General features: G+C 36.0%; 28 protein-coding genes. 15 read left to right on the top strand and 13 right to left on the bottom strand.

Annotated elements, in window-relative coordinates:
- The gene (locus BBH99_RS18685; protein WP_066699337.1) at positions 1 to 993 is read right to left on the bottom strand and encodes an NADP-dependent oxidoreductase; all 993 of its coding nucleotides are present in this window, start codon (positions 991 to 993) and stop codon (positions 1 to 3) included.
- A 102-nt stretch (positions 994 to 1,095) separates the two neighbouring features.
- On the opposite strand from BBH99_RS18685, the gene BBH99_RS18680 reads away from it, so the two are divergent.
- On the top strand, positions 1,096 to 1,473 hold the full coding sequence (locus BBH99_RS18680; protein WP_066699452.1) for a winged helix-turn-helix transcriptional regulator: 378 nt from the start codon (positions 1,096 to 1,098) through the stop codon (positions 1,471 to 1,473).
- 110 nt (positions 1,474 to 1,583) lie between these two features.
- Here BBH99_RS18680 and BBH99_RS18675 read toward each other — a convergent pair whose 3' ends face one another.
- The gene (locus BBH99_RS18675; protein ID WP_066699334.1) at positions 1,584 to 1,949 is read right to left on the bottom strand and encodes a DUF1304 domain-containing protein; all 366 of its coding nucleotides are present in this window, start codon (positions 1,947 to 1,949) and stop codon (positions 1,584 to 1,586) included.
- Between the two features lie 65 nt (positions 1,950 to 2,014).
- Between BBH99_RS18675 and BBH99_RS18670 the strand changes: the two genes are divergently transcribed.
- The 3 genes from BBH99_RS18670 (at position 2,015) to BBH99_RS18660 (ending at position 3,531) form a co-directional block, all read left to right on the top strand.
- A complete protein-coding gene (locus BBH99_RS18670) occupies positions 2,015 to 2,587 on the top strand; it encodes a Crp/Fnr family transcriptional regulator (RefSeq protein WP_066699331.1) in 573 nt (190 codons plus the stop codon).
- Between the two features lie 63 nt (positions 2,588 to 2,650).
- A complete protein-coding gene (locus BBH99_RS18665; protein WP_066699329.1) occupies positions 2,651 to 3,082 on the top strand; it encodes a DoxX family protein in 432 nt (143 codons plus the stop codon).
- Between the two features lie 5 nt (positions 3,083 to 3,087).
- The gene (locus BBH99_RS18660) at positions 3,088 to 3,531 is read left to right on the top strand and encodes a carboxymuconolactone decarboxylase family protein (RefSeq protein ID WP_066699327.1); all 444 of its coding nucleotides are present in this window, start codon (positions 3,088 to 3,090) and stop codon (positions 3,529 to 3,531) included.
- A gap of 179 nt (positions 3,532 to 3,710) precedes the next feature.
- Here the strand turns inward: BBH99_RS18660 and BBH99_RS18655 are convergent, their stop codons facing one another.
- From BBH99_RS18655 to BBH99_RS18630, 6 genes are all read right to left on the bottom strand, one after another.
- Positions 3,711 to 4,199 (bottom strand): VOC family protein, encoded by a 489-nt coding sequence (locus tag BBH99_RS18655; protein WP_066699322.1) that lies wholly within the window; start codon positions 4,197 to 4,199, stop codon positions 3,711 to 3,713.
- Positions 4,200 to 4,299: 100 nt separating this feature from the next.
- Positions 4,300 to 5,268, bottom strand: coding sequence for a cyclase family protein (locus BBH99_RS18650; protein ID WP_123873222.1), 969 nt, complete (start codon positions 5,266 to 5,268; stop codon positions 4,300 to 4,302).
- A 368-nt stretch (positions 5,269 to 5,636) separates the two neighbouring features.
- On the bottom strand, positions 5,637 to 6,620 hold the full coding sequence (locus BBH99_RS18645) for an aldo/keto reductase (RefSeq protein WP_066699319.1): 984 nt from the start codon (positions 6,618 to 6,620) through the stop codon (positions 5,637 to 5,639).
- A 280-nt stretch (positions 6,621 to 6,900) separates the two neighbouring features.
- Complete coding sequence (locus BBH99_RS18640) at positions 6,901 to 7,578, bottom strand: type 1 glutamine amidotransferase domain-containing protein (protein WP_066699447.1); 678 nt, start codon at positions 7,576 to 7,578, stop codon at positions 6,901 to 6,903.
- Positions 7,579 to 7,658: 80 nt separating this feature from the next.
- Positions 7,659 to 7,946 carry a putative quinol monooxygenase gene (locus BBH99_RS18635; protein WP_066699315.1) on the bottom strand — a complete coding sequence of 96 codons (288 nt, stop codon included), beginning with the start codon at positions 7,944 to 7,946 and terminating at the stop codon, positions 7,659 to 7,661.
- Positions 7,946 to 8,560, bottom strand: a complete 615-nt coding sequence (locus BBH99_RS18630) for an NAD(P)H-dependent oxidoreductase (RefSeq protein ID WP_066699309.1) — start codon at positions 8,558 to 8,560, stop codon at positions 7,946 to 7,948. The genes BBH99_RS18635 and BBH99_RS18630 overlap by 1 nt, the downstream gene beginning before the upstream one ends.
- 298 nt (positions 8,561 to 8,858) lie before the next feature.
- Here BBH99_RS18630 and BBH99_RS18625 point away from each other — a divergent pair, with 298 nt between their 5' ends.
- Positions 8,859 to 9,605 (top strand): metallophosphoesterase family protein, encoded by a 747-nt coding sequence (locus BBH99_RS18625; RefSeq protein ID WP_066699306.1) that lies wholly within the window; start codon positions 8,859 to 8,861, stop codon positions 9,603 to 9,605.
- Positions 9,606 to 9,645: 40 nt separating this feature from the next.
- Positions 9,646 to 10,545, top strand: coding sequence for a LysR family transcriptional regulator (locus BBH99_RS18620; protein WP_066699304.1), 900 nt, complete (start codon positions 9,646 to 9,648; stop codon positions 10,543 to 10,545).
- Here the strand turns inward: BBH99_RS18620 and BBH99_RS18615 are convergent.
- Complete coding sequence (locus BBH99_RS18615) at positions 10,519 to 10,986, bottom strand: GNAT family N-acetyltransferase (protein WP_066699301.1); 468 nt, start codon at positions 10,984 to 10,986, stop codon at positions 10,519 to 10,521. The genes BBH99_RS18620 and BBH99_RS18615 overlap by 27 nt on opposite strands.
- A gap of 455 nt (positions 10,987 to 11,441) precedes the next feature.
- Here BBH99_RS18615 and BBH99_RS18610 point away from each other — a divergent pair, with 455 nt between their 5' ends.
- From BBH99_RS18610 to BBH99_RS18600, 3 genes are all read left to right on the top strand, one after another.
- Entirely contained in the window at positions 11,442 to 12,317 is an 876-nt protein-coding gene (locus BBH99_RS18610; protein WP_066699299.1) for an aldo/keto reductase, read from the top strand.
- Between the two features lie 175 nt (positions 12,318 to 12,492).
- On the top strand, positions 12,493 to 13,551 hold the full coding sequence (locus BBH99_RS18605) for an NAD(P)H-dependent flavin oxidoreductase (RefSeq protein WP_066699297.1): 1,059 nt from the start codon (positions 12,493 to 12,495) through the stop codon (positions 13,549 to 13,551).
- 138 nt (positions 13,552 to 13,689) lie between these two features.
- The gene (locus BBH99_RS18600; protein WP_066699294.1) at positions 13,690 to 14,301 is read left to right on the top strand and encodes a hypothetical protein; all 612 of its coding nucleotides are present in this window, start codon (positions 13,690 to 13,692) and stop codon (positions 14,299 to 14,301) included.
- Positions 14,302 to 14,385: 84 nt separating this feature from the next.
- On the opposite strand, the gene BBH99_RS18595 is transcribed toward BBH99_RS18600, so the two are convergent.
- From BBH99_RS18595 to BBH99_RS18580, 4 genes are read right to left on the bottom strand one after another with little or no spacing between them, the layout of a single operon-like run.
- Positions 14,386 to 15,723 carry a UDP-N-acetylmuramate--L-alanine ligase gene (locus BBH99_RS18595; protein WP_066699291.1) on the bottom strand — a complete coding sequence of 446 codons (1,338 nt, stop codon included), beginning with the start codon at positions 15,721 to 15,723 and terminating at the stop codon, positions 14,386 to 14,388.
- Between the two features lie 6 nt (positions 15,724 to 15,729).
- On the bottom strand, positions 15,730 to 16,167 hold the full coding sequence (locus BBH99_RS18590; protein WP_066699288.1) for a hypothetical protein: 438 nt from the start codon (positions 16,165 to 16,167) through the stop codon (positions 15,730 to 15,732).
- A 15-nt stretch (positions 16,168 to 16,182) separates the two neighbouring features.
- Complete coding sequence (locus BBH99_RS18585; RefSeq protein WP_066699286.1) at positions 16,183 to 16,989, bottom strand: lysophospholipid acyltransferase family protein; 807 nt, start codon at positions 16,987 to 16,989, stop codon at positions 16,183 to 16,185.
- A 27-nt stretch (positions 16,990 to 17,016) separates the two neighbouring features.
- Positions 17,017 to 17,646 carry an NUDIX hydrolase gene (locus tag BBH99_RS18580; RefSeq protein ID WP_066699282.1) on the bottom strand — a complete coding sequence of 210 codons (630 nt, stop codon included), beginning with the start codon at positions 17,644 to 17,646 and terminating at the stop codon, positions 17,017 to 17,019.
- A 396-nt stretch (positions 17,647 to 18,042) separates the two neighbouring features.
- Here BBH99_RS18580 and BBH99_RS18575 point away from each other — a divergent pair, with 396 nt between their 5' ends.
- The 6 genes from BBH99_RS18575 to BBH99_RS18550 all read left to right on the top strand — a co-directional run bounded on the left by BBH99_RS18575 (position 18,043) and on the right by BBH99_RS18550 (position 23,511).
- Positions 18,043 to 18,861, top strand: coding sequence for a hypothetical protein (locus tag BBH99_RS18575; RefSeq protein ID WP_066699281.1), 819 nt, complete (start codon positions 18,043 to 18,045; stop codon positions 18,859 to 18,861).
- A gap of 173 nt (positions 18,862 to 19,034) precedes the next feature.
- The gene (locus BBH99_RS18570) at positions 19,035 to 19,433 is read left to right on the top strand and encodes a hypothetical protein (protein WP_066699274.1); all 399 of its coding nucleotides are present in this window, start codon (positions 19,035 to 19,037) and stop codon (positions 19,431 to 19,433) included.
- 7 nt (positions 19,434 to 19,440) lie between these two features.
- Positions 19,441 to 20,175: a curli production assembly/transport protein CsgE gene (locus tag BBH99_RS18565; protein ID WP_228390847.1), complete on the top strand. Its 735-nt coding sequence runs from the start codon at positions 19,441 to 19,443 to the stop codon at positions 20,173 to 20,175.
- 11 nt (positions 20,176 to 20,186) lie between these two features.
- Positions 20,187 to 20,597, top strand: a complete 411-nt coding sequence (locus tag BBH99_RS18560; protein ID WP_066699273.1) for a curli production assembly/transport component CsgF — start codon at positions 20,187 to 20,189, stop codon at positions 20,595 to 20,597.
- 26 nt (positions 20,598 to 20,623) lie between these two features.
- Positions 20,624 to 21,988 carry a CsgG/HfaB family protein gene (locus tag BBH99_RS18555; RefSeq protein ID WP_066699272.1) on the top strand — a complete coding sequence of 455 codons (1,365 nt, stop codon included), beginning with the start codon at positions 20,624 to 20,626 and terminating at the stop codon, positions 21,986 to 21,988.
- Between the two features lie 11 nt (positions 21,989 to 21,999).
- A complete protein-coding gene (locus BBH99_RS18550; protein WP_066699269.1) occupies positions 22,000 to 23,511 on the top strand; it encodes a carboxypeptidase-like regulatory domain-containing protein in 1,512 nt (503 codons plus the stop codon).
- Positions 23,512 to 23,765: the final 254 nt, after the last annotated feature.

The following is a 23,765-nucleotide window of genomic DNA, read 5'->3' as shown; positions in this document are numbered from 1 at the left end:
TTATGAGTTTTTCATGATGAGTTTATGACCTTGAGTCTGGTTATTTTTAAGGATAAAATGGGCTTTAAGAACAGTTTCCAAAGAAAGATCACCTATTATTTTATGTTGAGATGGAACGATGGCCCCGTTTTCAATTAATCCTGCAATTTCTTCCAGGCTGTTTTTATAGTAATCATATTGTTTTACCATGCTGTAGGCATAATTGGAGATATTCATAATCAGTGTTCCTTTGTTGAAGAGAATTTCATGAGCTTCTTTGGTAACAAGAGCCGTTACATCCACATAAGTTCCATTGATTTTTAATACTTGAGCTGTTACTTCAGCCATGTAATTTCCAACCAGGTCAATTCCAATATCAAAAGGTCTATGTTGATTGGCTTTTAAAATGTTTTCTACAAGATTGGATTCTCTGTAATTAACAATCTGATGGTCTTTTAATCCAAGGTTAAGAAACATCTGTTTGTTTTCTTTACTCCCAACAGTAATGACAAAATTTTCAATTTGATGAGCCAGTAAAATTTTAATTAAAAAAGAACCAACTCCTCCCGCAGCACCAGTAATCAAAATTGTTTGTTCCGGCTGTAGTTTCAGCCTTTTAAAAATTTGTAGGGAAGTTAATCCTGCTGATGGAATAGAAGCAGCCTGTTCAAAGGAAATATTTTTCGGTTTGAGCGAGACAATAACTTCCGGAACTGAGATGAATTCTGCATAGGTTCCGTTACTTCCCATAGAACCACTTCCGCAGAATACTTCGTCTCCAATATTGAACTGAGTGGCATCTGCACCTTTCTCTACAACTATTCCTGATAATTCTCTTCCTAATATCGGTGAACTGATTAATTTTCTTTCCAGTTCATTTTCCAGCATCTGGTAATCGATAGGATTGAATCCGCTTGCTTTGATCTGAATGAGTACTTCGTTATTTTTAGGCTGAGGTTTTTCAGCAAAGCCATTTTCAAGCTTAAAATCCTTATTTAAAATCACTGCTTTCATATAGGTGAATATTGTTAATTATGTTGTACAAATGTAAAACGGGAATAGTTTATATTTGCTACTAGTTAACAAATGGTAACTAGTTACCTTGATGAAACCATTATGGCAAAAATTAAAGAAAACGGAACCGAAAGAGAAGCTACCTGTACCGAAGAATTGTTCGCAATGCGTGATAGCCTTGATGTATTGGGTGGAAAGTGGAAGTTAATGATTCTAAGGTATCTGACGAACAGAACGGATCAGCAGATTCATTTTAAAAAGCTGGAACGTGGCATTGATGGTATTTCTGCAAAAATGCTGAGTAAAGAACTGAAGGAATTGGAAACAAACCTTCTGATTACAAGAACTATTCAGGATACAAAACCCATTACTGTCACTTATGCGGTTACAGAATATGGAAAATCTGTATTTCCGGTAACAGAAACACTTGTAAATTGGGGATTACTTCATAGAGAGAAGATTAAAGCTTCAATGGGGTAATAAATTTCAATAAAAAAAATTACTTCCCACAGATCCCACAAATTTCACAGATAAAAAAAGATCTGCATAATCTGTTCAATCTGCGAGAGTATTAATTTTGTTTCAGCAGACTATTTCAGTAAAACAGCAATGATAGCTAATATTGCAGGTAATGCCTGCACAAAAAAGATCTTCTTTGTAGCAGAAATAGCTCCATAGATGCCAGCTACAGCTACACAACTTAGAAAGAACAAAGCAACATTGTCTTGCCATTGTGGATCTTTAATAAGAAAAGACCAAATAAGCCCGGCAGATAAAAAACCATTATATAACCCTTGGTTAGCAGCCAATCCTTTTGTAGGTTTAAACATTTCTGCTGGCAGGGCAGCTTTGAAAACTTCTTTTCCTTTGGTTTCCCATGCAAACATTTCCATCCAAAGAATATAGAGATGTTCCACTGCAACAACAGCGATGAGAATTTTAGCAATGACTTCCATGATTTCATGTTTTGTGATTGTAAAACTAAAAAAATAAAGTTAAGTTTGAGTATTCAATTCAAAAGATGGATAATTTCAAGGCTCATTTAAATAAATTCATTGCGGTAACAGACGAAGAGTATGTTTCTATTTCTTCATTCTTTGAAGTCTTGAAGGTGAAGAAGAAGCAAAGCCTGATGCTGGAAGGTGAGGTATGCAGAAATATGTATTTTGTGGTGGAAGGCTGCCTGAGAAAATATTTTATCAATGAAAAAGGAGTAGAGCATACCACTCAGTTTGCAATTGAAAACTGGTGGATTACCGATACATTTGCCTATGAAAGACAGATACAGACGGATTTTAATATTCAGTCTGTGGAAAAGTCTACGATTCTTGTCATTGATTTTAAAAATCATGAATTATTATTGGAGAAACATCCTTTGATGGAAAAGTATTTCAGGATTATTTATCAGAGAGCGTATGCTGCTTCTGAAAGAAAACTTCGTTATCTGACAGAGTATTCGCGAGAAGAACTGTATGTTCATTTCAGTACATTGTACCCTTGGTTTATTCAGAGAATTCCTCAGTATCTTATTGCTTCATTTCTTGGTTTTACTCCGGAATATCTGAGTGAAATTAAAGCCAAATTACGTTCTTAAACCAGTTTAAGTTTTTTACGGATCAGAAGTCGGAAATTTGTCATGTAATTAAAAGCGAATGCAATGACAAGTACAAAAAATGAATTTCCGCAGTTATTTTTAAGACTGGCTCTTGCTGTAACGATGCTTTCTGCAGTAGCAGATCGGTTCGGGTGGTGGAGTCCTGAAAATTCTTCATGGGGAAATATGGAGAGCTTCAAAGAATATACAAGATCACTAACTTTTTTTCTTCCTGAAGCCTTAAGTACGTTCTCAACTTATGCCGCTACATTTTTAGAAATTCTTTTTCCATTGATGTTGATTATAGGTTTTAAAACCAGAATTGCAGCTTATGGAAGCAGTATTTTATTATTGATTTTCGCAGTATCAATGACAATTGCATTAGGTTCTAAGGCATCTCTCAATTACTCGGTCTGGGTGGGAAGTGCGGCAGCTCTTTTGTTGGCTGTTCAGCCACAATATTCTTTTAGTATAGATCAATTAACCAAAAAATAAATATTATGAGCGCAAGATTAAATATTGCAACAGTAGATTCAGCAGCTTACAAAGCGATGATGGGATTAGAAGGATACTTACAAACCACTTCTTTAACCCATATTCAAAAGGAATTAATTAAAATCAGAGCTTCCCAGATTAATAAATGTGCATTCTGCCTTGACATGCATACGAAAGATGCTCTTAAATATGGGGAGACACCACAAAGAATCTTTATTTTAGATGGGTGGACAGAAGCTAAAGAATTTTTTACAGAAGAAGAGCAGGTGCTTTTGGCAATGACTGAGGAAATTACTTTGATCAGCCACAAAGGATTAAGTGATGAAACCTTCCAAAAAGCAAAGTCATTCTTTGATGATAACCAGATTGCTCAGATCATCATGGCTATTGTAACAATCAACGCATGGAACAGAATTGCAATCAGTACGCATATGCCAATTGCAAAATAGAAAGAGAGAATTGATATCGGTTTATTAACAAAAAAAGAGCTTTTCAACACTGAAAAGCTCTTTTTTATGAGGTGAATAGCAAAGCGGAAAGTTCCGTGGTATTAATTCTAAAATAAATCTTAATGGTAAATATTAAGTTTGTATACGGAGGTTACTTTAGCTTTGTTCTTCGTGATGAATTATGGATTCTTTCTTTGGAAAGGCCCTTGTGGAGCGATAATCTCGAGATTGGTTCCGTCAGGGTCCTGGAAATAAGCAACTGCAGTTCCGTATCCGGCTTTCAGTCCGTCTGCCTCTTCAAATACAATGGGTTCTCCGTCTGGTTCAACCCCAATTTCCTTTAATCTCTGCATAGCTTCATCAATACTGTCAACTTCAAAACAAAGGTGCATCGCACTGATCTGATTGTTGGAGTAAGAAGCCTGTTCAGCTTCAGGAATTACATATTCAAGAATATCAAGGTTAATATTGTCTAGTTTAAGGTTGGCAAACTTTATTTTAGTGTCTGTAAGACCTTGTGTTTTTGCCATTCTTTCTCCACCGATAACATCGATATTAGAAACTTTAGTTCCGGTCAACGCCTCATAAAAGGCAATTGATTTCTCTAAATTTTTTACAGTGATTCCTACGTGGTTGGCGCGTGTGAACCCTTTTGTTGTGCTTTCCATTGTTTAAAATTTTGTAATTGATATTTTAAAAAATTGTGTGATCAGTACTTCAGATTTGGAATATTAATTTACGTATTATTCCTGAGAACTGAGAAAGAAATTAATAAATGGCAACCGGATTCACATTCACCTGAGTAGAACCTACATAAAGAGGTTGTCCCAGTACGAACAGGAATTCCCATATTTTTTGTCTTACTAATGGGCGGCTGTCAATCAATTCTAAATTGTAGATTCCTTTTTTGGCCAGCATATATTGGTTTATTGGAAATTCCTCTTTACTTTTTGGATTGGGATAAACTTCAGAAGCCCACGTATCACCACCGAAAGCAACAATCCCTTGGGCAGCCAGCCATTTGGCAGCATCCATTCCAATTCCCGGTTCTGTTTCTAAGAACTGTTTGTTGTCTTTACCTACCAGTTCAAGCCATCCTGTATTGAAAAGAATAACATCTCCTTTTCTTAAGGTAAGCCCTTGTTTCTTTAAAACAGCTTTAATATCTTCAACGGTGAATTCTGTTCCACCGGGTACAACAGCTTTTCCGTAGTGAGCCACCATATCAAGGACTACACCTCTGGTAACAAATGGCGGTACTTTTTCAACACCCAGTTTTTTCACCCCTTCTACAGTTACAAAATCAGTGGCTTTATTTCCGTTATAGTAAACATTATCAATACCAATGTGCCCGATACCGTTTAACTGAGTTCCAACTCCGGTCCATCCGTTCACTAATTCGTCGTTGAATGTAAACTTATTAGGACCAATACTTTTTCCACCTTGTTCTCCAGGTTGGATGTTGTAAAGATTGAAGCTTCTGTGTCTGAAAGCTGGTAAATTTTTATCAATAGGAACAGCAAGTGCCAATGTTTTACCTTGTTTTACTAGTCCTAGTGCCTGTTTTACCACTTCAGGAGTTAATAAATTGGCTGCTCCGATTTCATCCTGAGCTCCGTAAGCAGAAGGATACCATGATTGGTCTTCAGGATTAACAAGGGTTTGTGCGTTTAACTCAATGCTGTTTATTGTCAATAGGGTTACTAACCCGAATATTTTAATCAGATTCTTTTTCATTTTTTTATGATGTATAGGTTAAAGAGAAAGGAAGCTGGAAGCTGGAAGAGGGGAGTTGGTGCAGTCTTTGAACAACTGGCATTCTACTTATTAAGATGTGCTTCCAGTTTTGCTTTCCTTTGATAAATGAGAAGGGAAGCTGGAGGAGGGGAGAGGGAGGTTTTTGAAGTCGGTTAACAACTGATATTGTATTAAATAAGTTGTTGTAATTATTCAAAATAACAGACTGTAAGTTAACAATACACGCTAGTGTTTTCAACTTCATATTTTCTTCTTACAGTCTGATAATCATTTGGATCAAAAGGTTGGAAGTTCTCGATCACCTGTCAGTACTTCCATCCTCCAGCTTCCATCTCCCAGCTTTTATATTAAATCTCGCTTAAAGCAGCGTTGATAAAGTTTAATTCTTCCTGAGAAAGGTTGATGTCCATTGCTTTTGCATTATCAATAGCCTGTTCTGCATTTCTAGCTCCTGCTAATACTACTGTAATGGCTGGTTGTAAAGTAGTCCATCTTAATACCAATTGAGAAAGGCTGGCTCCTTTTTCCTGAGCAATAGGTTCAATTTTTTCAAGGAACGTTTTAACTTTATTTAAATCAAACTGAGAGAAATAACCGTTTCTGTGGTCGTTGTCTTTTAATTTATTATCCCTGAAATATTTACCTGTTAAAAGACCTCTTTCCATTGGGCTGTATACGATAATCCCTGAATTGTTTTCTAAAGAGTAAGGAACAAGATCGCTTTCAATAGCACGGTTCAGCATACTGTAAGAAACCTGGTTGCTTGCTAATTTCAATGTTCTGTTGGCCTCTTCCATTTGGGCAACACTGTAGTTACTTACCCCAGCAGCACGGATTTTTCCCTGTTGGATCAATAATTCCATAGCTTCCATAGTTTCACTGATGGCTGTTGTACTGTCTGGCCAGTGAAGCTGTAAAAGATCGATATAGTCTGTTCCCAGTCTTTGTAAACTTTCCTCAACTTCTTTGATGATATTTTCTTTAGAAGCGAATTTATAGACAGGAATTACTTTCCCTTCATCTTCAGCATCGAAGAAAAATTCTCCTTTTCCATTGTTGCTTCCGTCCCATACCAAACCGAATTTAGTTAACAGCTGGATTTTTGAACGGTCTTTTCCTTTAATCGCTTCACCAATCATTTCTTCACTTAATCCGAAACCGTAGAAAGGTGCCGTATCAATAGAAGTTACTCCATGATCCAATGAGGCGTGAATAGAGTTAATAGAATCCTGTTTTTCATTACCTCCCCACATGTTACCACCGATGGCAAAAGCTCCGTGTGTGATTGCTGATAATTCTAAATCTGTATTTCCTAATTTTCTGTATTCCATTTTTTCTTGTTTTTAAAATTTGTTATTGTGTTAAACCTTGAAAGTCGTAAAAGATCTTGTGGACGTTTTGTAAACCACCCCGTCAAAAATTCTTTGAATTTTTGCCACCCCTCCAGAGGAGGGGAATTTTCAGTCGTTCGATTAGATACTCGTGAAAATTGGAGATTTTGAAAAACTTAAGTGTTCTTTTCAGCAGTCTGCATCATCACTTCTGTTTACTTAAGTGTTAAAAATCTTTTGTGTCTTTTGACCTCGTCGAATCTTCGATTTATGGTTACAATTATTTGTTATTTAATTCTTTTAAAATTGCTTCTCCAACGCTCTTTGCAGATTGTGGATTTTGTCCGGTGATGACTCTTTGATCTGAAACAACATGATTCTGCCAAAGTCCGGATTTTTCAAATTTTGCTCCTCTTTCTTTCAGTTTATTTTCCAGTAAGAAAGGAACAACATCTGTTAATTTTACGGCAGATTCTTCTTCATTAGTGAAAGCATTGATCTTTTTCCCATCTACAAGGTATTTTCCATTGTTCAGTTTGATATTCACCAACCCTGCCGGGCCATGGCATACACCTGCTACAATACCACCATTTTCATAAATTATTGAAGCTATATTTGCTAATTCTTTATTATCTGTTAGGTCCCACATTGCTCCATGTCCGCCAGCATAAAAGATCGTTGAGTATTCTTTTGGGTTTACCTGTGATGGTGTTAAAGAATGATCGATCTTGTTTTTGTATTCCTTGTTTTCCCAGAATTCTTTGTTGATAGGATCTTTTAAATCAAATCCGTCTACTGGTGGAGTTCCGCCTTTTGGACTTACAAAGTCAATGTCATATCCTGCTTTGTGAAGAACTTCCCATGGATGAGAAACTTCGCCCAGATAATATCCTGTTTTTTCATCTGTGCTGCCTTTTTTGTCATGGCTGGTTACGACGAACAAAATTTTCTTTTTCATATCAATAGATTTTTGGTTTTGAGCCTGAATAAATCCTATTGTGAAAAGGCTTAGAAATAAAAGCGCCAGTTTTTTCATACTTAAATGAGATTGGTAATATAAAGCTGAGGTACTTCCTGAAGTTTTTCATCAATCAAAGCGCCGAAAGCTTTAATGTATGGCTGCTCATTATGCTGTTCCAATCCTTCTTCACTTTTCCAGATTTCGTAGAATACAAAATGGTTTTTGTCTTCGATGCCCTGGTGAAGGTTATACAGTTCGTTGGCTTCTTCTTTTCTTGTTTCTTTTACCATATTCTGAAGAACTTCCAATACTTCTGAGCGGTATTCTTCTTTGGCTTTAATAACTGCGGTAAGGTGAATTTTCATTATACTAATTCTGGTTTTAATTCTTTTTCAAATACGTTTTTCACATGTTCTCTGTAAAGCTTCATATCTCTTTCTACATTAGCATTCTTCTCTACGTCGTGGAAGTGGAAGCTGTCCATTTTTTCAAGAGATACGAAAGCGTTCATTCTGTGGAAACCAAATAAAGGTCCTTCGTCTACGCTTTTCTCATCAAAGAACTCTCCAGGAAGGGTAAAGGCTGTAGCAGGAGCATTCCAGCTTGTTGTTAACATATATTTTCTTCCGCCAAGCATTCCTCCTGTTCCGTAGTTGATTTCAGGGTTTGCAGCATTTCTTCCGTCGCTCATATAAATACCTTTAGCGTGACCTGCTGTGAACACTTCATCAATATATTTTTTCAATCCGTTCGGAAGCTGGAACCACCAGATTGGAGTATGGTAAATGATATAATCTGCCCAAACGAATTTTTGTACTTCTTCATGTTTGTCATAATTTTCACTTACATTGGTAACCTTTACTTCTACATTATCAAATTCTTTAAGAACAGCTAATGTGTTTTCTGCGATAGTCTGATTATATTTTCCTCCGGAATGTCCGAAATTCTGTCCTCCGTTGATGATTAATACTTTTTTCATTTTTTTATGATTGTTTAAATTTTACTCTGCAAAGTTACTGTGGAGCATTGTATAATAAAAATAATATAAATTATAGTAATGTATCAGAATATTTATATTATTCAAATTTCTGTATGGTGAATGGTGAATTCGCTTGTAAATTTTTATAGCTTATAATCATTCACTATTCACTTGCTAAGCAAAATTGACGATTGACTTTATGATGCAAAAATTAACCTTTACTATGGTAAAATGTCATGCTATATCTGAACTGGAACTTCCATTTGTCCCGTACATTTGATTAACAAATTGACAGATAATGATACAGATAGCAGTTTTTGGTGATGTGCATGGGAATCTTCCTGCATTGGAAGTGGTGTTGAAGGATATTGAGCAGAGAGGAATTCATCAGAAATTCTGCCTGGGCGATCTTGTAGATTTTGCTCCTTGGGGAAATGAAGTGATAGAAAGGATTAAAAGTTTAAATATCCCCTGTATCCTCGGAAATCATGATGAAAGAATTGCTTTTGATCTTCCTGTTTTCCCTTTAGCTAAACATTCTGAAGAAGAAACAAAGGCAAGGTTTATTGCGATTGATCATTCTAAAAAACATATTACAGAAGAAAACAAAAAGTTTCTTTCCGAATTCCCTTTTCATTTGAAATTAAATTATAAAATTGGGAACAAACATTGGAATATTCAGCTGGTGCATTCCAGCCTTGAAAGTAATGATACTTATTTATATGAATCGGAAAACGATGAGGTTTTTACTAATATGCTGGAAGATTCAAAGGCTGATATTATTCTGATGGGACACACTCATTTATCCTTTACAAAACAGTTTGAAAATAAGAAATGGGCTGTCAATTGTGGTTCAGTTGGGCGCTCCAAAGAAGCAAATAGATTAGCCTCTTATGCCATATTGACTTTGGATGATGAAAAGATTGTTCCTGAAATTATTCAATTAAAGTATCCACTTGAAGAAACCGCCCTCCAGATCGATGAAAGCGGGATTCCGGATTATTATGCTTCCTTTTTAAGAAATGAAAATGTATTAATATTATAATTATTTTGTAAATTTGCATCAGAATATTAATAATTGAGTCATGGTTAATTTAGAATGGTATCGTACTTTTAAAGCGATCTATAAAACCGGGACATTGACAGGTGCAGCTGATGCCTTATTCATTTCACAACCCGGAGTAAGCTTACATTTAAGCTCACTGGAAGCGTATGTAGGATATAAATTATTCGACAGAACCGGCAGAAAAATGATTCCTACTGAAAGAGGAAAAGTATTATTCAATGCCGTAGCAGAACCTCTTACTAAGTTGGAAGATGTGGAGAAGAATTTCCAGAAATCTACGGAAAAACATACCCCAACCATCAGTGTGGGAATGTGTTTTGAGACTTTTCAAACGACATTGGAGCAATATGTTTCTTCGCTGCCTTTCAACCTGATTATCAGTTTTGGAGAATATCCTGAAATGCTGGATCAATTGGATAAAGGAATTCTGGATCTTATCATCACTCCGAAAAAAGGATCTTCACCCAATATAGAACATGAAGCATTTTCTTCAGAGCAAATCATTCTGGTTGGTGGGAAAGATGTAGATACGGAAGCTTTCAAAAAGGTCTTAAAAACAAAAGATGCAGAACAGATCGAAGCGTGGCTGAAGAACGAAAAATGGTACGGAACCACCGGTGATATGGAGCATCTTTTCCAATACTGGACTTTAAACTTCGGTCATAAGCCGAATTTCCGACCAAATTATATTGTTCCGAACTTAAACTCAATCATACGTTGTCTGAAAGGAGGAACTGGATTAGCAGTTGTCCCGGATTTCTTATGCAAAAATGAAATCGAAAGCGGAGAAATTAAGCTGATCTGGGAAGGAAAGAAAAAGCTGGAAAACACTTTGTATTTTGGATGTAGAAAGAAAACCAATTATCAAACGGAGATAGAGCATATTAAAGGACTATTCCGTAAGATGATGGGTAAGTAAAATCATATCCCGCATTTGCAAACCGTTTTCATAAATCGGGGATGGGTAATTTTCAATAAAGAAATCTTTACGTATCCCTGTTTTTTTGAAACCGTTTTTCTCATAAAACCTGATCTGCTGAAATCCGGTATCTGAAGTTCCGACACTTAGGACTTTATAATGGTTGTCGAGAGCTATTTCCTTGGCTTTTTTTATTAAAATACTTCCTATTCCTTTGCTTCTGTAGCTTTCAATCACTGCGATATTTTTAATTTCCAGTTCGGTATCACTGTTTTTGCATAAAGCCATAACAGCAATGCTCCCAGTGTCATCATGAAGCAGATAGATATCACATTTATAAATATACTGATTGATGGCCTCAACAGTTTCATCCGCTAATAATAATAGTTCATAAGGGATCTCTGAATTTTTTTCAATCTTACTAAAAGTATACTGCTCCATCTACGTTTTTTTAACCTTCTTTTTTGTGGAATGATGTAAAGTTGATACAAAAATAGATAAAAAGATCTGCGAAACCTGCTTAATCAGTGATAACTAAAATCTTCAATGAGGATGACTTGCTGGTATTTTGCCACTAATGCACAAATTACTTGGTTCTATGTTCTTTTTGAACCACATTAAATAGGTTATATGCTTAAAATTAGACTTGTTTCATGTTATTCATGTATTCATGGCATTAAAATGAGCGGTATAAAATTTATCGTAGATAAAATTCTTGCCCCTTATAACGTGGTTAAATGAAAATTCTTTGCGTCTTTGCGATTTTCCAACATATTTGTAAACACTCATTAAATAACATTTTTTAACAAAAAACAGTAAAATTGGTAAGCCATAGTTCCGTTTTTTTATTGCAATTTTGTTTCATCACTTTATATTAATCATTAAAATAAAGACTTATGCAAAAGAAAACCTATACAGGGCAGCCTGTAGTGACTTTAAATAACGGAGTGGATATTCCAGCTTTAGGCTTTGGAGTATGGCAGATGGAGGATCTGAAAGAATGTGAAAATGCAGTCATTAAAGCTATCCAGACAGGATACAGAATGATTGATACAGCTGCGATCTATCAGAATGAAACGGCTGTTGGAGCTGCCGTGAAAAATAGTGGAGTAGACAGAGATGATTTGTTTATCACTTCTAAAGTCTGGGTTCAGGATCACGGGTATGAAAAAGCTAAAAGAGCATTCCAGAGAACACTGGACAGATTGCAGATGGATTATCTGGATATGTATCTTATCCATTGGCCATATGGTGATTTCTTAGGAACATGGAAGGCTTTGGAAGAGTTATATCAGGAAGGAAAGATTAAAGCGATCGGAGTTTGTAATTTTACTATTGAAAAGCTTGAAGAGTTAAAAGCTAATTCATCTATTCTTCCGGTAATCAACCAGATTGAGCTGCATCCGGTTTTCCAACAGAAAGAATTACAGGTGTATGACAGAGAAAATAATATTGTAACACAACCTTGGAGTCCGCTTGGAAACGGAAATGCCAACCTTTTAAGCAATGCTGATCTGAAAGCCATTGCAGAAAAATATGGCAAAACAGTAGCTCAGGTCATTCTGAGATGGCATTTACAGGAAGGTTTTGTCGTGATTCCGAAATCTGTAACCCCATCAAGAATTGAAGAAAACTTTAATGTATTTGATTTTGAATTGACAGAGGATGAAATGAATGTTGTTCGTTCTTTAGATACAGGGAAAAGATTATTCTTCGATCCAAAAGATCCTGAATGGGAAAAGAAAATGCTGAACTCTGTAGCAGATATCTAAAAAATAAGAGATTAAGATAGTTCCCACAGAATACACAGATAAGCCAGATTTTTTAATCCGTGGAATTTGTGAAATCTGTGGGAATTTTATTTTCTAATGGAGGGTGAGCAAAGTCATATCCTATTGAAATTGAGGTGTTCTTATTTTTTGTACCTTTTTAATTAAATACTTTTTTATGTTTTGGCCAGATACAATCAGTAAAAGACTAGGAGTACAATATCCTATTATACAGGCTCCGATGTTTGGAGTGAGTACTATGGAGATGGTAGCTGCTGCAGCCCGTGCAGGTTGTCTGGGCTCTTTAGCATTGGCTGATCTTTCAGCAGATGAATCTGTTGAACTAATCAGAGCGACAAGAAAATTAACGGATAAACCTTTTGCTGCTAATATTTTTGTGCATTACATTCCTGAAATTACAGATGCTTTAAAATATAAATTTATTACAACCAGGCAGTTTTTAGAACAACTGGCAAACGATAATGGTATCGAAGTCAATCTTCCTGATCTGGAAGACCTTAAAGTGAGATCTTATCATGACCTTGTTGATGTAATCATTCAGGAAAACTGTAAGATCTTAAGCTTTACTTTTGGAAATCTGGATGATCAAAGTATTCAGAAATTGAAAGAAAATGGAGTCACCTTAATTGGCACCTGTACTTCTGTGAATGAAGCATTAATATTAGAAAAATCGGGAATTGATATCATCTGCGTACAGGGAACAGAAGCGGGCGGACACAGAGGAACCTTTGATCCGGATCATGTTCCGCAGATTGGAGGATTATCTTTATTATCACAAGTCTACGATCATGTGAAGGTTCCGTTGATTTATGCGGGTGGAATTTATAATGGTAAAACCTTACAGGCCGTAAAAGATTTGGGTGCACAGGCATTTCAGGTGGGAAACCTTCTATTAGCCTCTCAGGAGAGTGCTTTGGAGCCTTTTGAGAAAGAAAGGCTTAAAAGTGTGAGAGAAGATGAGATTATATTAACGAAAAGCTTTTCTGGAAGATATGCCAGAGGAGTTAGGAATAAATATATTGAAGCTGTTGAAAATTCCGAATATATCCTGCCATATCCTTATCAGAATAAACTGACAAACGCATTGCGTAAAGCTGCAAAATCTAAGCAGAATACAGATTTTGTGGGAATTTGGGTAGGGCAGTCTATCCATCAATATAGCGAATATTCTACAGAGGAGATTTTGAAAAACCTGATTAAAGAATATGAAAGATAGATCAATATGTTTTTAATCTGGCGGTAATTTTATATTTTCGTAACTCAGTATTATTCTGATGTACCGGAAAGCTTTTTTATGAATTTCTTTCAGGAATATCTTTTTTGATTATATATAAAAAACTAAACCATCGAAAAAATGAAATTTTCAGAGGGAATTCAGAGATCACTTCCGTTCGGCTATCTATTTCTTGTTGTAATGGGAATTTTAAAAGAAAGTGTCTTCTACTATCAGATAGGCATTAATATTCTAAAATACTCAACAATTATGGACATCCTTATAAGTCCGATTGCAACTTTAACTTCTCATCCGGTTATACTGATTGCGCTTATCATCATCATTGTGTTCTCATTTGCTTTTCCAGCGTATTTATCGAAACAAAGTAATAAAAATAAAAAATGGGCACAGAAAATGGCAGCACTTAAAGATCATGAAAATATGAGCAAAGAGGCTGTTGAAAATCATTTTACCAATATGTTTGTAAGATTTACAGCCATGATGCTATTGTCTTTCTTTGTAGGGATAGGTTGGGGTGAAGGAATGGCATTAACAAAAAGGATAAAGGAAAAAAGTCTTAAATATGACTATACATTAAATAATGGTGATGAAAATTCTGAGCAGGTATATCTAATAGGATCAAACAGTATGTATTATATTTATCTGACAAAAGGAAATAATACGATAAAAATTGCGCCGATAGGATCCATCAAAAGTATTGAATTAACTCACAACAGAAAATTGAATGATTAGTAGCAGACTACAAACTGTTCTTTTGGTGAAAAATAGAAAAAATATCTAATAAAAAAGCTTCAGATTATTTCTGAAGCTTTTTGTTTATTTTGTTAAATCCAGTCCGCCAAAGTTTCCTGAGCTCATCATCAGATAAACCCCATTGGTTTTATCCAGTGTATTCCAGTAAGCGTGAAGATCTTCAGCATTGGTGAAAACTCTTAGGTTTTCATTTTTAAATTTTTCCTTGATGAATTCCGGAGAGATAGGTTCCATTCTTTTGATCTTTAAAGCATCTTCAGAATAGAAAACGATAGCTTCATCCAGTCCGTCCATAGCATGGTCATATTGCTCTAAAAAGGCCGGATTTAAGCTGGAATAGGTGTGAAGTTCAAGGAAACCGTATTTCTTTTCGTTTTTAAACTGTTCCTTAAATGCTTTTACAGCAGCTTTTACCTTACTTGGAGCGTGGGCAAAGTCTTTATACAATGTTCCTTTATCTTCTCTTTCTACTTTTTCAAGACGTTTTGATGCGCCTTTAAAGCTCATGATGGCTTCATAGAAATCCTCATCCATAATTCCCAGTTGTTGGCAGATGTGTCTTGCCCCTTCCATATTCAACAGGTTGTGTGCTCCAAAAACAGAAAGCGGAACATCTCCCATTTCAGTTTTTAAATATACTTTCCCGTTGCTGATCTCATATTCAGGAGTTTTATAAGGGATTTTTCTGAAATAATTTTCAGCATTTTCCACTACTTTCACTACTTCCGGATCTTCTTCATTATACACTAAAACGCCACCAGGAGTGATACTTGCTACAAACTTTCTGAACTGTTCAATATAATCATCAAATGTTTTGAAAACATTGATGTGATCCCAGGCAATCCCGCTCATTAAAGCAATATTCGGCTGGTATAATAAAAATTTGGAACGCAGATCAATAGGAGAGGAAAGATATTCATCACCTTCCAGTACCATAAAATCATTATCCTGAGTAAGTTTTACCATACAGTCGAAGCCTTCCAGTTGAGCGCCCACCATAAAGTCTACATCTTTCTGATGGAAATTCAGAACATGGAGAATCATTGAAGTAATGGTTGTTTTCCCATGTGATCCGGCAATAACCACTCTTGTTTTATCTTTCGACTGTTCGTATAAAAATTCCGGATAAGAATATATCTTTAACCCCAATTCCTTTGCTTTTGCCAGCTCAGGATTATCCTGGTGAGCATGCATTCCAAGAATTACAGCATCAATATCCGGAGTGATTTTTTCCGGGAACCAACCCATTTCCTGAGGTAATATTCCCTTTTTTTCCAATCTGGATTTTGATGGTTCAAAAATAGCATCATCTGAACCGGTAACCTGATATCCTTTATCTTTTAATGCGATGGCAAGATTGTGCATGGCGCTTCCGCCAATGGCAATGAAGTGGGTTTTCAATTGTATTTACTGTTTTTTAACATTAGTATTAATGATCTGCTGGAAAGCCTCAAGAATGTTATTCCAGTTAGTCTGATAATTAGGAGTAATCATACTGGCATCTGATTTACTGCCTTCATTAGGTCCTTTTTTAATGTTGATGGACGTAGAAATATTATCGTATAATTTTTTGTGGTCTTCCTGTATTCTTCTGAAATTATTCTGGGAAAGAACCTGATCCAGTTTTTTCAGATCTTCGTTTGAGATTTTAAAATCCTGTTTGTATTTTTTTCCCTGGCCTTCAAAAGAGTAGTGTACATTATTTCCTTTGATAAGCAGATTTTCATATACGGGAGCAAAGCCGCCACTTTTCGAATAGCTGATGTCGAAATCTGAATATACTTTCTGGCTGTTGCACGAAACAAATACTATGATGGCGAATAAAATTCCGATTATTCTGTTCATAATTTTTACTTTACTTTAATTATTTGAGTCCTTTTGTTCTAACTTTTTAGCTTTAAGTTCTTCATCATAATTGTGTAATACATTGAAGTCTTCCGTTTGCTCAATGGCAGTCATAATCTTCAATAGGATTTCCGGTGCTTTTTCATTATCATAATCAATATCCAGCGGAGCCTTGAATTCCATGGTAGGTTTTACACCGGTTACCTTTACACGGAGTCCTTTTTTATCAAAAGCCCTTCTGAATCCATTGATCTTGATCGGGATTACAATAGGGCGTTGGTTTTTTACCAATTTGGCTGTACCTCTTCGTCCCTGGGCAAAGGCAGATGTGGTTCCCTGAGGGAAGGTTGCTACCCAGCCATTGTCCAGTGCCTTCATAATATTATCTACCTCACTCATGTCTACCATTCTGTTGACACTTTTTCCTTCTGCTCTCCAGGTTCTTTTTACAGTTACAGCTCCTGCAATCTTGAAAATTTTAGGAAGAATACCTTTATTCATGGTCTCTTCTGCTGCTACGTAATAAAAATCAATCTTGGGGTTCAAGAGGTAGATCGGATTTTTAATCGTATTTAAATATCCATTATTTACGGCACAGAAAGCATGATACATTGCAGCTACATCTGCAAAATAGGTCTGGTGGTTAGATACAAACAATACATTGGAATCCGGAAGATCCACAAGGTGCTCTGTTCCGGTTATTTTCAACTTATTAAAGCCGTTGAATCTTCTGTAGGATACAACTCCTAAAATAAAAATAATAAACCTTTTTAAAAAATAAGGTGTTCCGAATGCATCGGTGAAAATATTTTTCTTCGCCATTTTTCAATTAAACACGGTAGTGCAAAGTTACATTTTTTTCAACAACTGGCTGAATTCACTTAATATCATTGCTGTAGCACCCCAGATAATGTATCCGTTGAAATTGATAACAGGAACTTCATTTCCACCGGCACTTGGGAGGGCCATAATTTCAGGAGTATCTGACAGGTTTAAAAAAGAAGTGACCGGAAACTCAATGGTCTCAACAGCTTCAGTCTGCTGGAGAACAAAGAGCGGATTCTTTTTAGTATATGAAATATAGGGATATACGTAGAAATTACTTGGCGGGATATAGATGGGAGACATTTCCCTGATAATTCTCACATAGTGTTTATCAATTCCAATTTCTTCTGAAGTTTCACGAACTGCGGTCTCAGCAAAATCCTGATCCATTTCTTCACGCTTTCCGCCAGGTAATGAGATCTGCCCGCTGTGTCTGTCGTGCTCATTGATCGTTCTTTGGATCAGAGGAAAATACCATTCATTATTTTTCAGATATAATACGATATTCACTGCGGCAAACTTCGGGTTTTTTGCAAGCACTTCATCGTATGTAAAAACGGGACGGTAAGGAGGAGAGAATATACCATGGGCAGGTTCGCCGGGAAGCTCTACACTTTTTATTTTCCTTAATAAATCTTTTCCAAAATTTTCCATAGCTCAAATTTAACAATATATTCCTGAAGAAATAAGAGCCTTAACATTAATTAACCAATAGGAGCAGTCAATAGTCAATTTTGCTTTGTAAGTGAATAGTGAATGGTTGTTGGATATTATTTTTTAAAGGACAATCTTAAACATTGAACTTTAAACGCTAATAGTGAATGCTTGTTCCCTATAAAAATTGATAAGTGAAGCGAATTGACCATTCATCATTCACATGCGGTATGCCGTATTTCTACGTAACTGAAATCCGTGATTCTTTAAATACCAGAAATGGTGAGCTTAAGAACCAAAAACAGTGACTTTTATAATTTACACTTTGATGGTGGTTTTTGATTTTGATGTAGCATATACCTTTGTCATACTATTAACCAATTAATTTTTACTAAGATGAAAAATTTACTTACAGGTGTGTTTACACTAATGGCCATGAGTTTCGGGTTTGCTCAGTCTAATATTGATGTGACTACCCAAATTGGAAACTTGAACGTAGCTACTGTAGACCAAACAGGTCTTTTGAACATGAACTCTCTAACACAGACTGGGAACCGTAATACTGCAGATATTGATCAGATAGGTGTCATCAATATGAATACAGCAGTGAGTAATGGAAACAGAAACTCAATAGATGTAGATCAAATCGGTATCGGAAACTCAAATGATGTGAGCCAGACAGGTAATAGAAATAACGCTTCAACCTGGCAGTTTGGTCTTTTTAATTCAACTGAACAAACCCAACTTGGAAGAAGAAATGATGCTTCTTCTGTGCAAATAGGCTTGGGTAACGGTGTATTCCAATATCAGGATGGTAGAAGAAATGATGCTTCAGCCGTTCAGGTAGGTAGTGGAAACATGGCTTATCAGATCCAGACAGGTAGAAGAAACGAAGCTGATGGTATTCAGTTAGGTGCTAATAATATGCTTGTTCAATATCAGGCTGGTAATGATAACAGTGCTAATCATACTCAATTGGGTAGTGGTAATTTAGCAATTGCAGCACAGATTGGTAATGATAATACTGCTGTAGGATTACAGGTGGGTAGTGCAAATGAATTATTTCAAGTTCAATTAGGAGATTCTAACACAGCGGTTGATTTTCAGTTGGGTAATGGTAACTTCAGCTGGGTAACTCAGTCAGGTGATTCCCATTTTCATCTTGGAACTCAGATAGGTAACGGAAACTCTATGGTTGTCAATCAATCTAACTAAGTCCTTTTTATACTGCAATCTTTAAAATTGAAAGGAGAAGCTAAAGATTGTTGGTTTCTCCTTTTTATAAAAAGTAAATGTTATCTGAAAAATTATGATTTAAGGTCCGGATTTTAAAGGAACATTTTCTTCCATTCTCTAATAGTCTAGTTTTTAATTTAAATATCAATGCCATGTTTACTTTAAGATGGAGTGTTTTCGCTCTTTGTATGGTATTGCCACTGCAGGCTCAGAAAATTGACTGGGATAAGGTTAACAGTAATACAATCTTAAATCTTATCAACAGACAGAATATGGAGATGAATGCCGGTTACTCCGATATTATTCAGATGGGTGACTATAATAATACTGAACTTTCTCTTAATAACAGAACCATTATTACTGTAAAGCAACTTGGAGACTATAACGCTCTTTATTTTATCAATTCATTCGCAGATAAGGAAACCAAGGCTGCTATTATTACGCAAGGAAGTAATAATATCATTGATGTTACGGGAAGCAACAGCATTTCAGACGGTATTCAGATCAATGTAAAGGGAGATAACAGAACCGTTTTCATGAGAAATTATTAAATCACAAATGATGAAACTTTTATCTATCCTGAGTTTGAATACTTTTTTTTTCTTCCTGTCTATGATGGCTTATGGGCAGGAAGATAAAAAAGTAACTGCAAGAATTGAGAGCGCTACACTGGAAAATCAGATCAGGATAAAAGCAGTAGTAGTTAATAATACAGCCATCTATAAAGAACTGAACTATCTTTTAATATCAATAAAAAAAGGAAATGGAGGAAACCTTTCCAACAATCAGCAAAGTGGTAAATTTTCTGTAAATCCAAACGAAGTAAAGATATTATCTGAGATCAGTGTAAATCTTGAACCAAAAGATGCTTTGAAAGCCTTTCTTTACATCAGAGACGAACAATTTAAAACATTGGTAGCCAAAGACAGCTTAGAACTTAATAGTGACCTTTTTAAAAAAAAGGCAGCTAAGGCAGAGGCTGATGCGGTTTATGAACTTAAGGGGCTTACTATTGATGAAACCAAAACCAAGGTTGGAAAAGACTTTTACGATATGTTTTATATCCAATACAGCCAGCTTCCGGATAAAAGCAGCAGTGCTATTACTATTTCTGAACTTCCTCTTCGCGGAACAAGCGGTCAGATCAATATTCAGATGGAAGATAAGATCATCTACAGCTTTATGACCAATCCCGGAGAAGATTATTTAAAAGAACAACTAGCTGTAAGCCTGAAATATATCAAGGAATTTGCAGCAAAGAAAAACCTTATAAAAAATGAATTTATCTATTAAAAACGTCCACTATGAAAACTTTTGTTATTATTTTGATTTTTATTGTGGGTATTTTCCAGGGGAAATCTCAGCAACTCGTTTATAAGCCGATTAATCCAGCATTTGGAGGAGATACCTTTAATTATCAGTGGCTTTTGAGCTCAGCCAATGCACAGAATCCGTTTGATGAAAAAAATGATTATACTAATCTGCTTGACCGTATGAATTCTCTTGATAGCTTCACCCAGAGTCTGAACAGACAAATCCTTAGTGAACTTTCAAGAAAACTTTTTGAAGACCAGTTTGGTAATGGTAATATAAAACCGGGGAATTATCTTTTCGGTTCACTTTATCTACAGATCACCAATACCAATCAGGGACTTTTGATTAATATTTTGGATACCGGTACAGGCGATCAGTCCGAGATCGTAATTCCAAAATAACAAAGAAACTTAAAACCAAACTTATCATGAGAACTTACACTTACACCAGAATCTTTTTCTGTAGTTTTCTGCTATGTATCTTACAGGCTTGTAGTTCAATATTCGGCTTACCTTCGGATCCCGAAAAGCCAACGATGGGAGAGGTAACCGCTTCCACAGCAGAATTGAAGAAACTTCCTTTACCTAAAGAAAAAATAGTTGTAGGAGTTTATAAATTCAGAGACCAGACCGGTCAATATAAACCTTCCGAAAATGGCAATAACTGGAGTACTGCGGTGCCACAGGGAACTACTACCATTCTTATCAAAGCGCTTGAAGACAGCCGCTGGTTTATTCCTATTGAAAGAGAAAATATAGCTAACCTGCTTAATGAAAGGCAAATCATCCGTTCCACACGTCAGGAATATATAAAAGATGCTGATAAAAACACTCAGTCACTTCCTCCGCTTCTATACGCCGGAATTCTTCTGGAAGGAGGAGTCATTTCCTATGACAGTAATATTCTTACAGGAGGCCTTGGAGCCCGTTACTTCGGAATTGGAGCATCCACCCAATACCGTCAGGACAGAATTACCATTTATCTTCGCGCTGTTTCCACACTTAACGGAGAGATCCTCAAAACGGTCTATACTTCCAAAACCATTCTTTCAACCAGTGTAAATGGCAGTTTTTTCAGATATATAGATACAGAAAGACTGTTGGAAGCTGAAGTAGGATTAACGCAAAATGAGCCTGTTCAATTAGCCGTAACCGAAGCTATTGAAAAAGCGGTAAAATCACTTATTGTAGAAGGAATTCAGGATAAAATATGGGGGAAAGCTATAGATGATACAACAGCTTATCAGCCACTGATTAAAGAATACAATAAAGAACAGGAAAATAATACCGGAAGAGTGATCGGAAACAGATATCCCGATTATTACAGACAGAAAGTTTCTGTATTTGCCAACGTGGAAGCTCAGAAGGTGAAAGATGATTATGTGAATCCTAAAATGAATATCGGTGGAAAAGTAGGTGTTAAATATTTTCTTACTCCTAATTTTAATGTAGAGGTTAATGGAAACTATTTTACCCTCGAAAATGAAAATATTGTAAAAAGAAACTACTTTGGCCCTGAAGTGAATGTTGAATATCTTCTTTTCCCTAAATACAGATTCAGTCCATACATCTATGGCGGGGCAGGAGCATTCTACTCTAAATATAAGCCTCAGTACAAAGCACAAGTTGGGGGTGGGCTTGAATATATGATTGATCATCATTTCTCACTGAGAGCTTCTACACAATACGATCTTGGCTTTAAAGACAATTGGGAAGGGCTTGTGAACGGAAAAAGAAAAGATCAGGCCTTACGCTTTGCATTGGGAATCAACTTTTACCTTGGAAACAAATAAAAACACAAATTATGAAAACTTTAATCAAAATACTTGGCATATTCATTATGATTTTTTGTCTGTTTTCATGCAATGAAGACCTTGTAGAACAGGCTCAGACAGGAACATTAAAAGGAAAAGTAGTGAAAAGAGGCAGTAATGTGCCGCTTGCTAATGTGAAAATCTTCACAAACCCTACCACGCAGACTGTTTTCAGCGGTACTGATGGTACTTTTGAAATTACGGCCATGCCAATCGGTAATTATTCGGTAAAAGCAGAACTTTCGGGATATATTACCAATTTTCAGTCTGTTAATATGCAGAATCAAAACCAGGTGGTAACAGTGGTATTTGAAATGAATGATGATACTTCATTAAACTCTCCACCTACCACGCCGCAGCTTTTAAGTCCGATAGATAATGCGGTCAACCAGCCATTAAGCGTAGAGCTCACCTGGAGCGCAACAGATCCGGATACAGCAGATGTTTTAAAATATAGTTTAACAATTAAAAATAATCTTGACACTAATGTGATTCAGGTTAATGATTTGAAAGTGAATCATTATACACTATCAAATCTGAAGTTTGGTGTAAGTTACTTCTGGCAGGTGTCTGTTTCGGACGGCATTCACCAGCCAGTTTTAAGCCAGACCGCTAAATTTACTACCAATACAGTTCCAGCCAACAGATATCATTATGTAAAAAAACTGAATGGGAACTTTGTGATTATGTCCAGTGATGAGCAGGGAAACAATTTTCAGTTCACAGATTTTTCTTACAACAGCTGGCGACCACGGAAAAATAATAATGCAGGGCTTATTGCTTTTCTCCGAACCGAAGGCGGAAGTACCCATATTTACACCGCCAATCCGGATGGCTCCAATCCTTTCAAAGTAACAACAGTTCCTGTAGCTGGTTTTAATACCTACGAAATGGATTTTGCGTGGAGTACCAATGGTAAAGAATTATTGTACTCAAATTTTAATAAATTATACAGGATCAATAAAGATGGAAGTGGTCTTACTCTGGTATATACCACTCCGGATGGAAGTATGATTTCGGAATGCGACTGGAGCTATGACGGAAGCAAGATTGCTATAAAAACCAATGACTACAACGGATATAATACCAATATTTATGTTATCGATATGATGGGAAATGTTCTTAAAACCGTAGTATCCGGATCTGCCGGAGCCACTGGCGGTTTGAATTTCTCTGTGGATGGCCAGCTTCTTCTGTTTACCTATGATGTATCAGATTACCAGGATGGAAGCGGAAATTATCGTCAGTTAGACTCTCATATTTTCATTTATAATTTAACAAGTAATGCAATAAATGATATATCTTCCGAAAGCGAAAAAGCGATGGGAACCAATGATCTGGACCCAAGATTTTCACCCAATAATGCACAGGTGATCTTTATGAATACTTCCAACGATAATATTTCACAAAGAAATATAATGGTCATAGACCTGAACAGTAGTATGACAGACCTTTCACGTTCCACACTTTTCAGTAACGGAGAAATGCCGGATTATGAGTAGGAGAAAAGAGGCTTTACTCTAAAGCATAGAAAAGTCAATGGTGAATTTTGCTTCGCAAGTGAATTAAGAAGTTTCATGGTATATAAAAAAATTGACAAGCGAAGCGAATTAACCATTCACTATTGATTTCTTTCAATATTAATAATCAGTTATTTGCCGGACTTTTTATTAAAAGGAATTTGGGAATAGGCAAAAAAGAAATTCCAGACCGTAAGGTTTGGAATTTTTTTAGCTTAATGATCTGAAGTGATCAA

Origin of the sequence: Chryseobacterium contaminans, from assembly GCF_001684955.1 — a bacterium.
GTDB classification, from domain to species: Bacteria; Bacteroidota; Bacteroidia; order Flavobacteriales; family Weeksellaceae; genus Chryseobacterium; species Chryseobacterium contaminans.
This window is presented reverse-complemented; position numbering and strand designations above follow the sequence as displayed.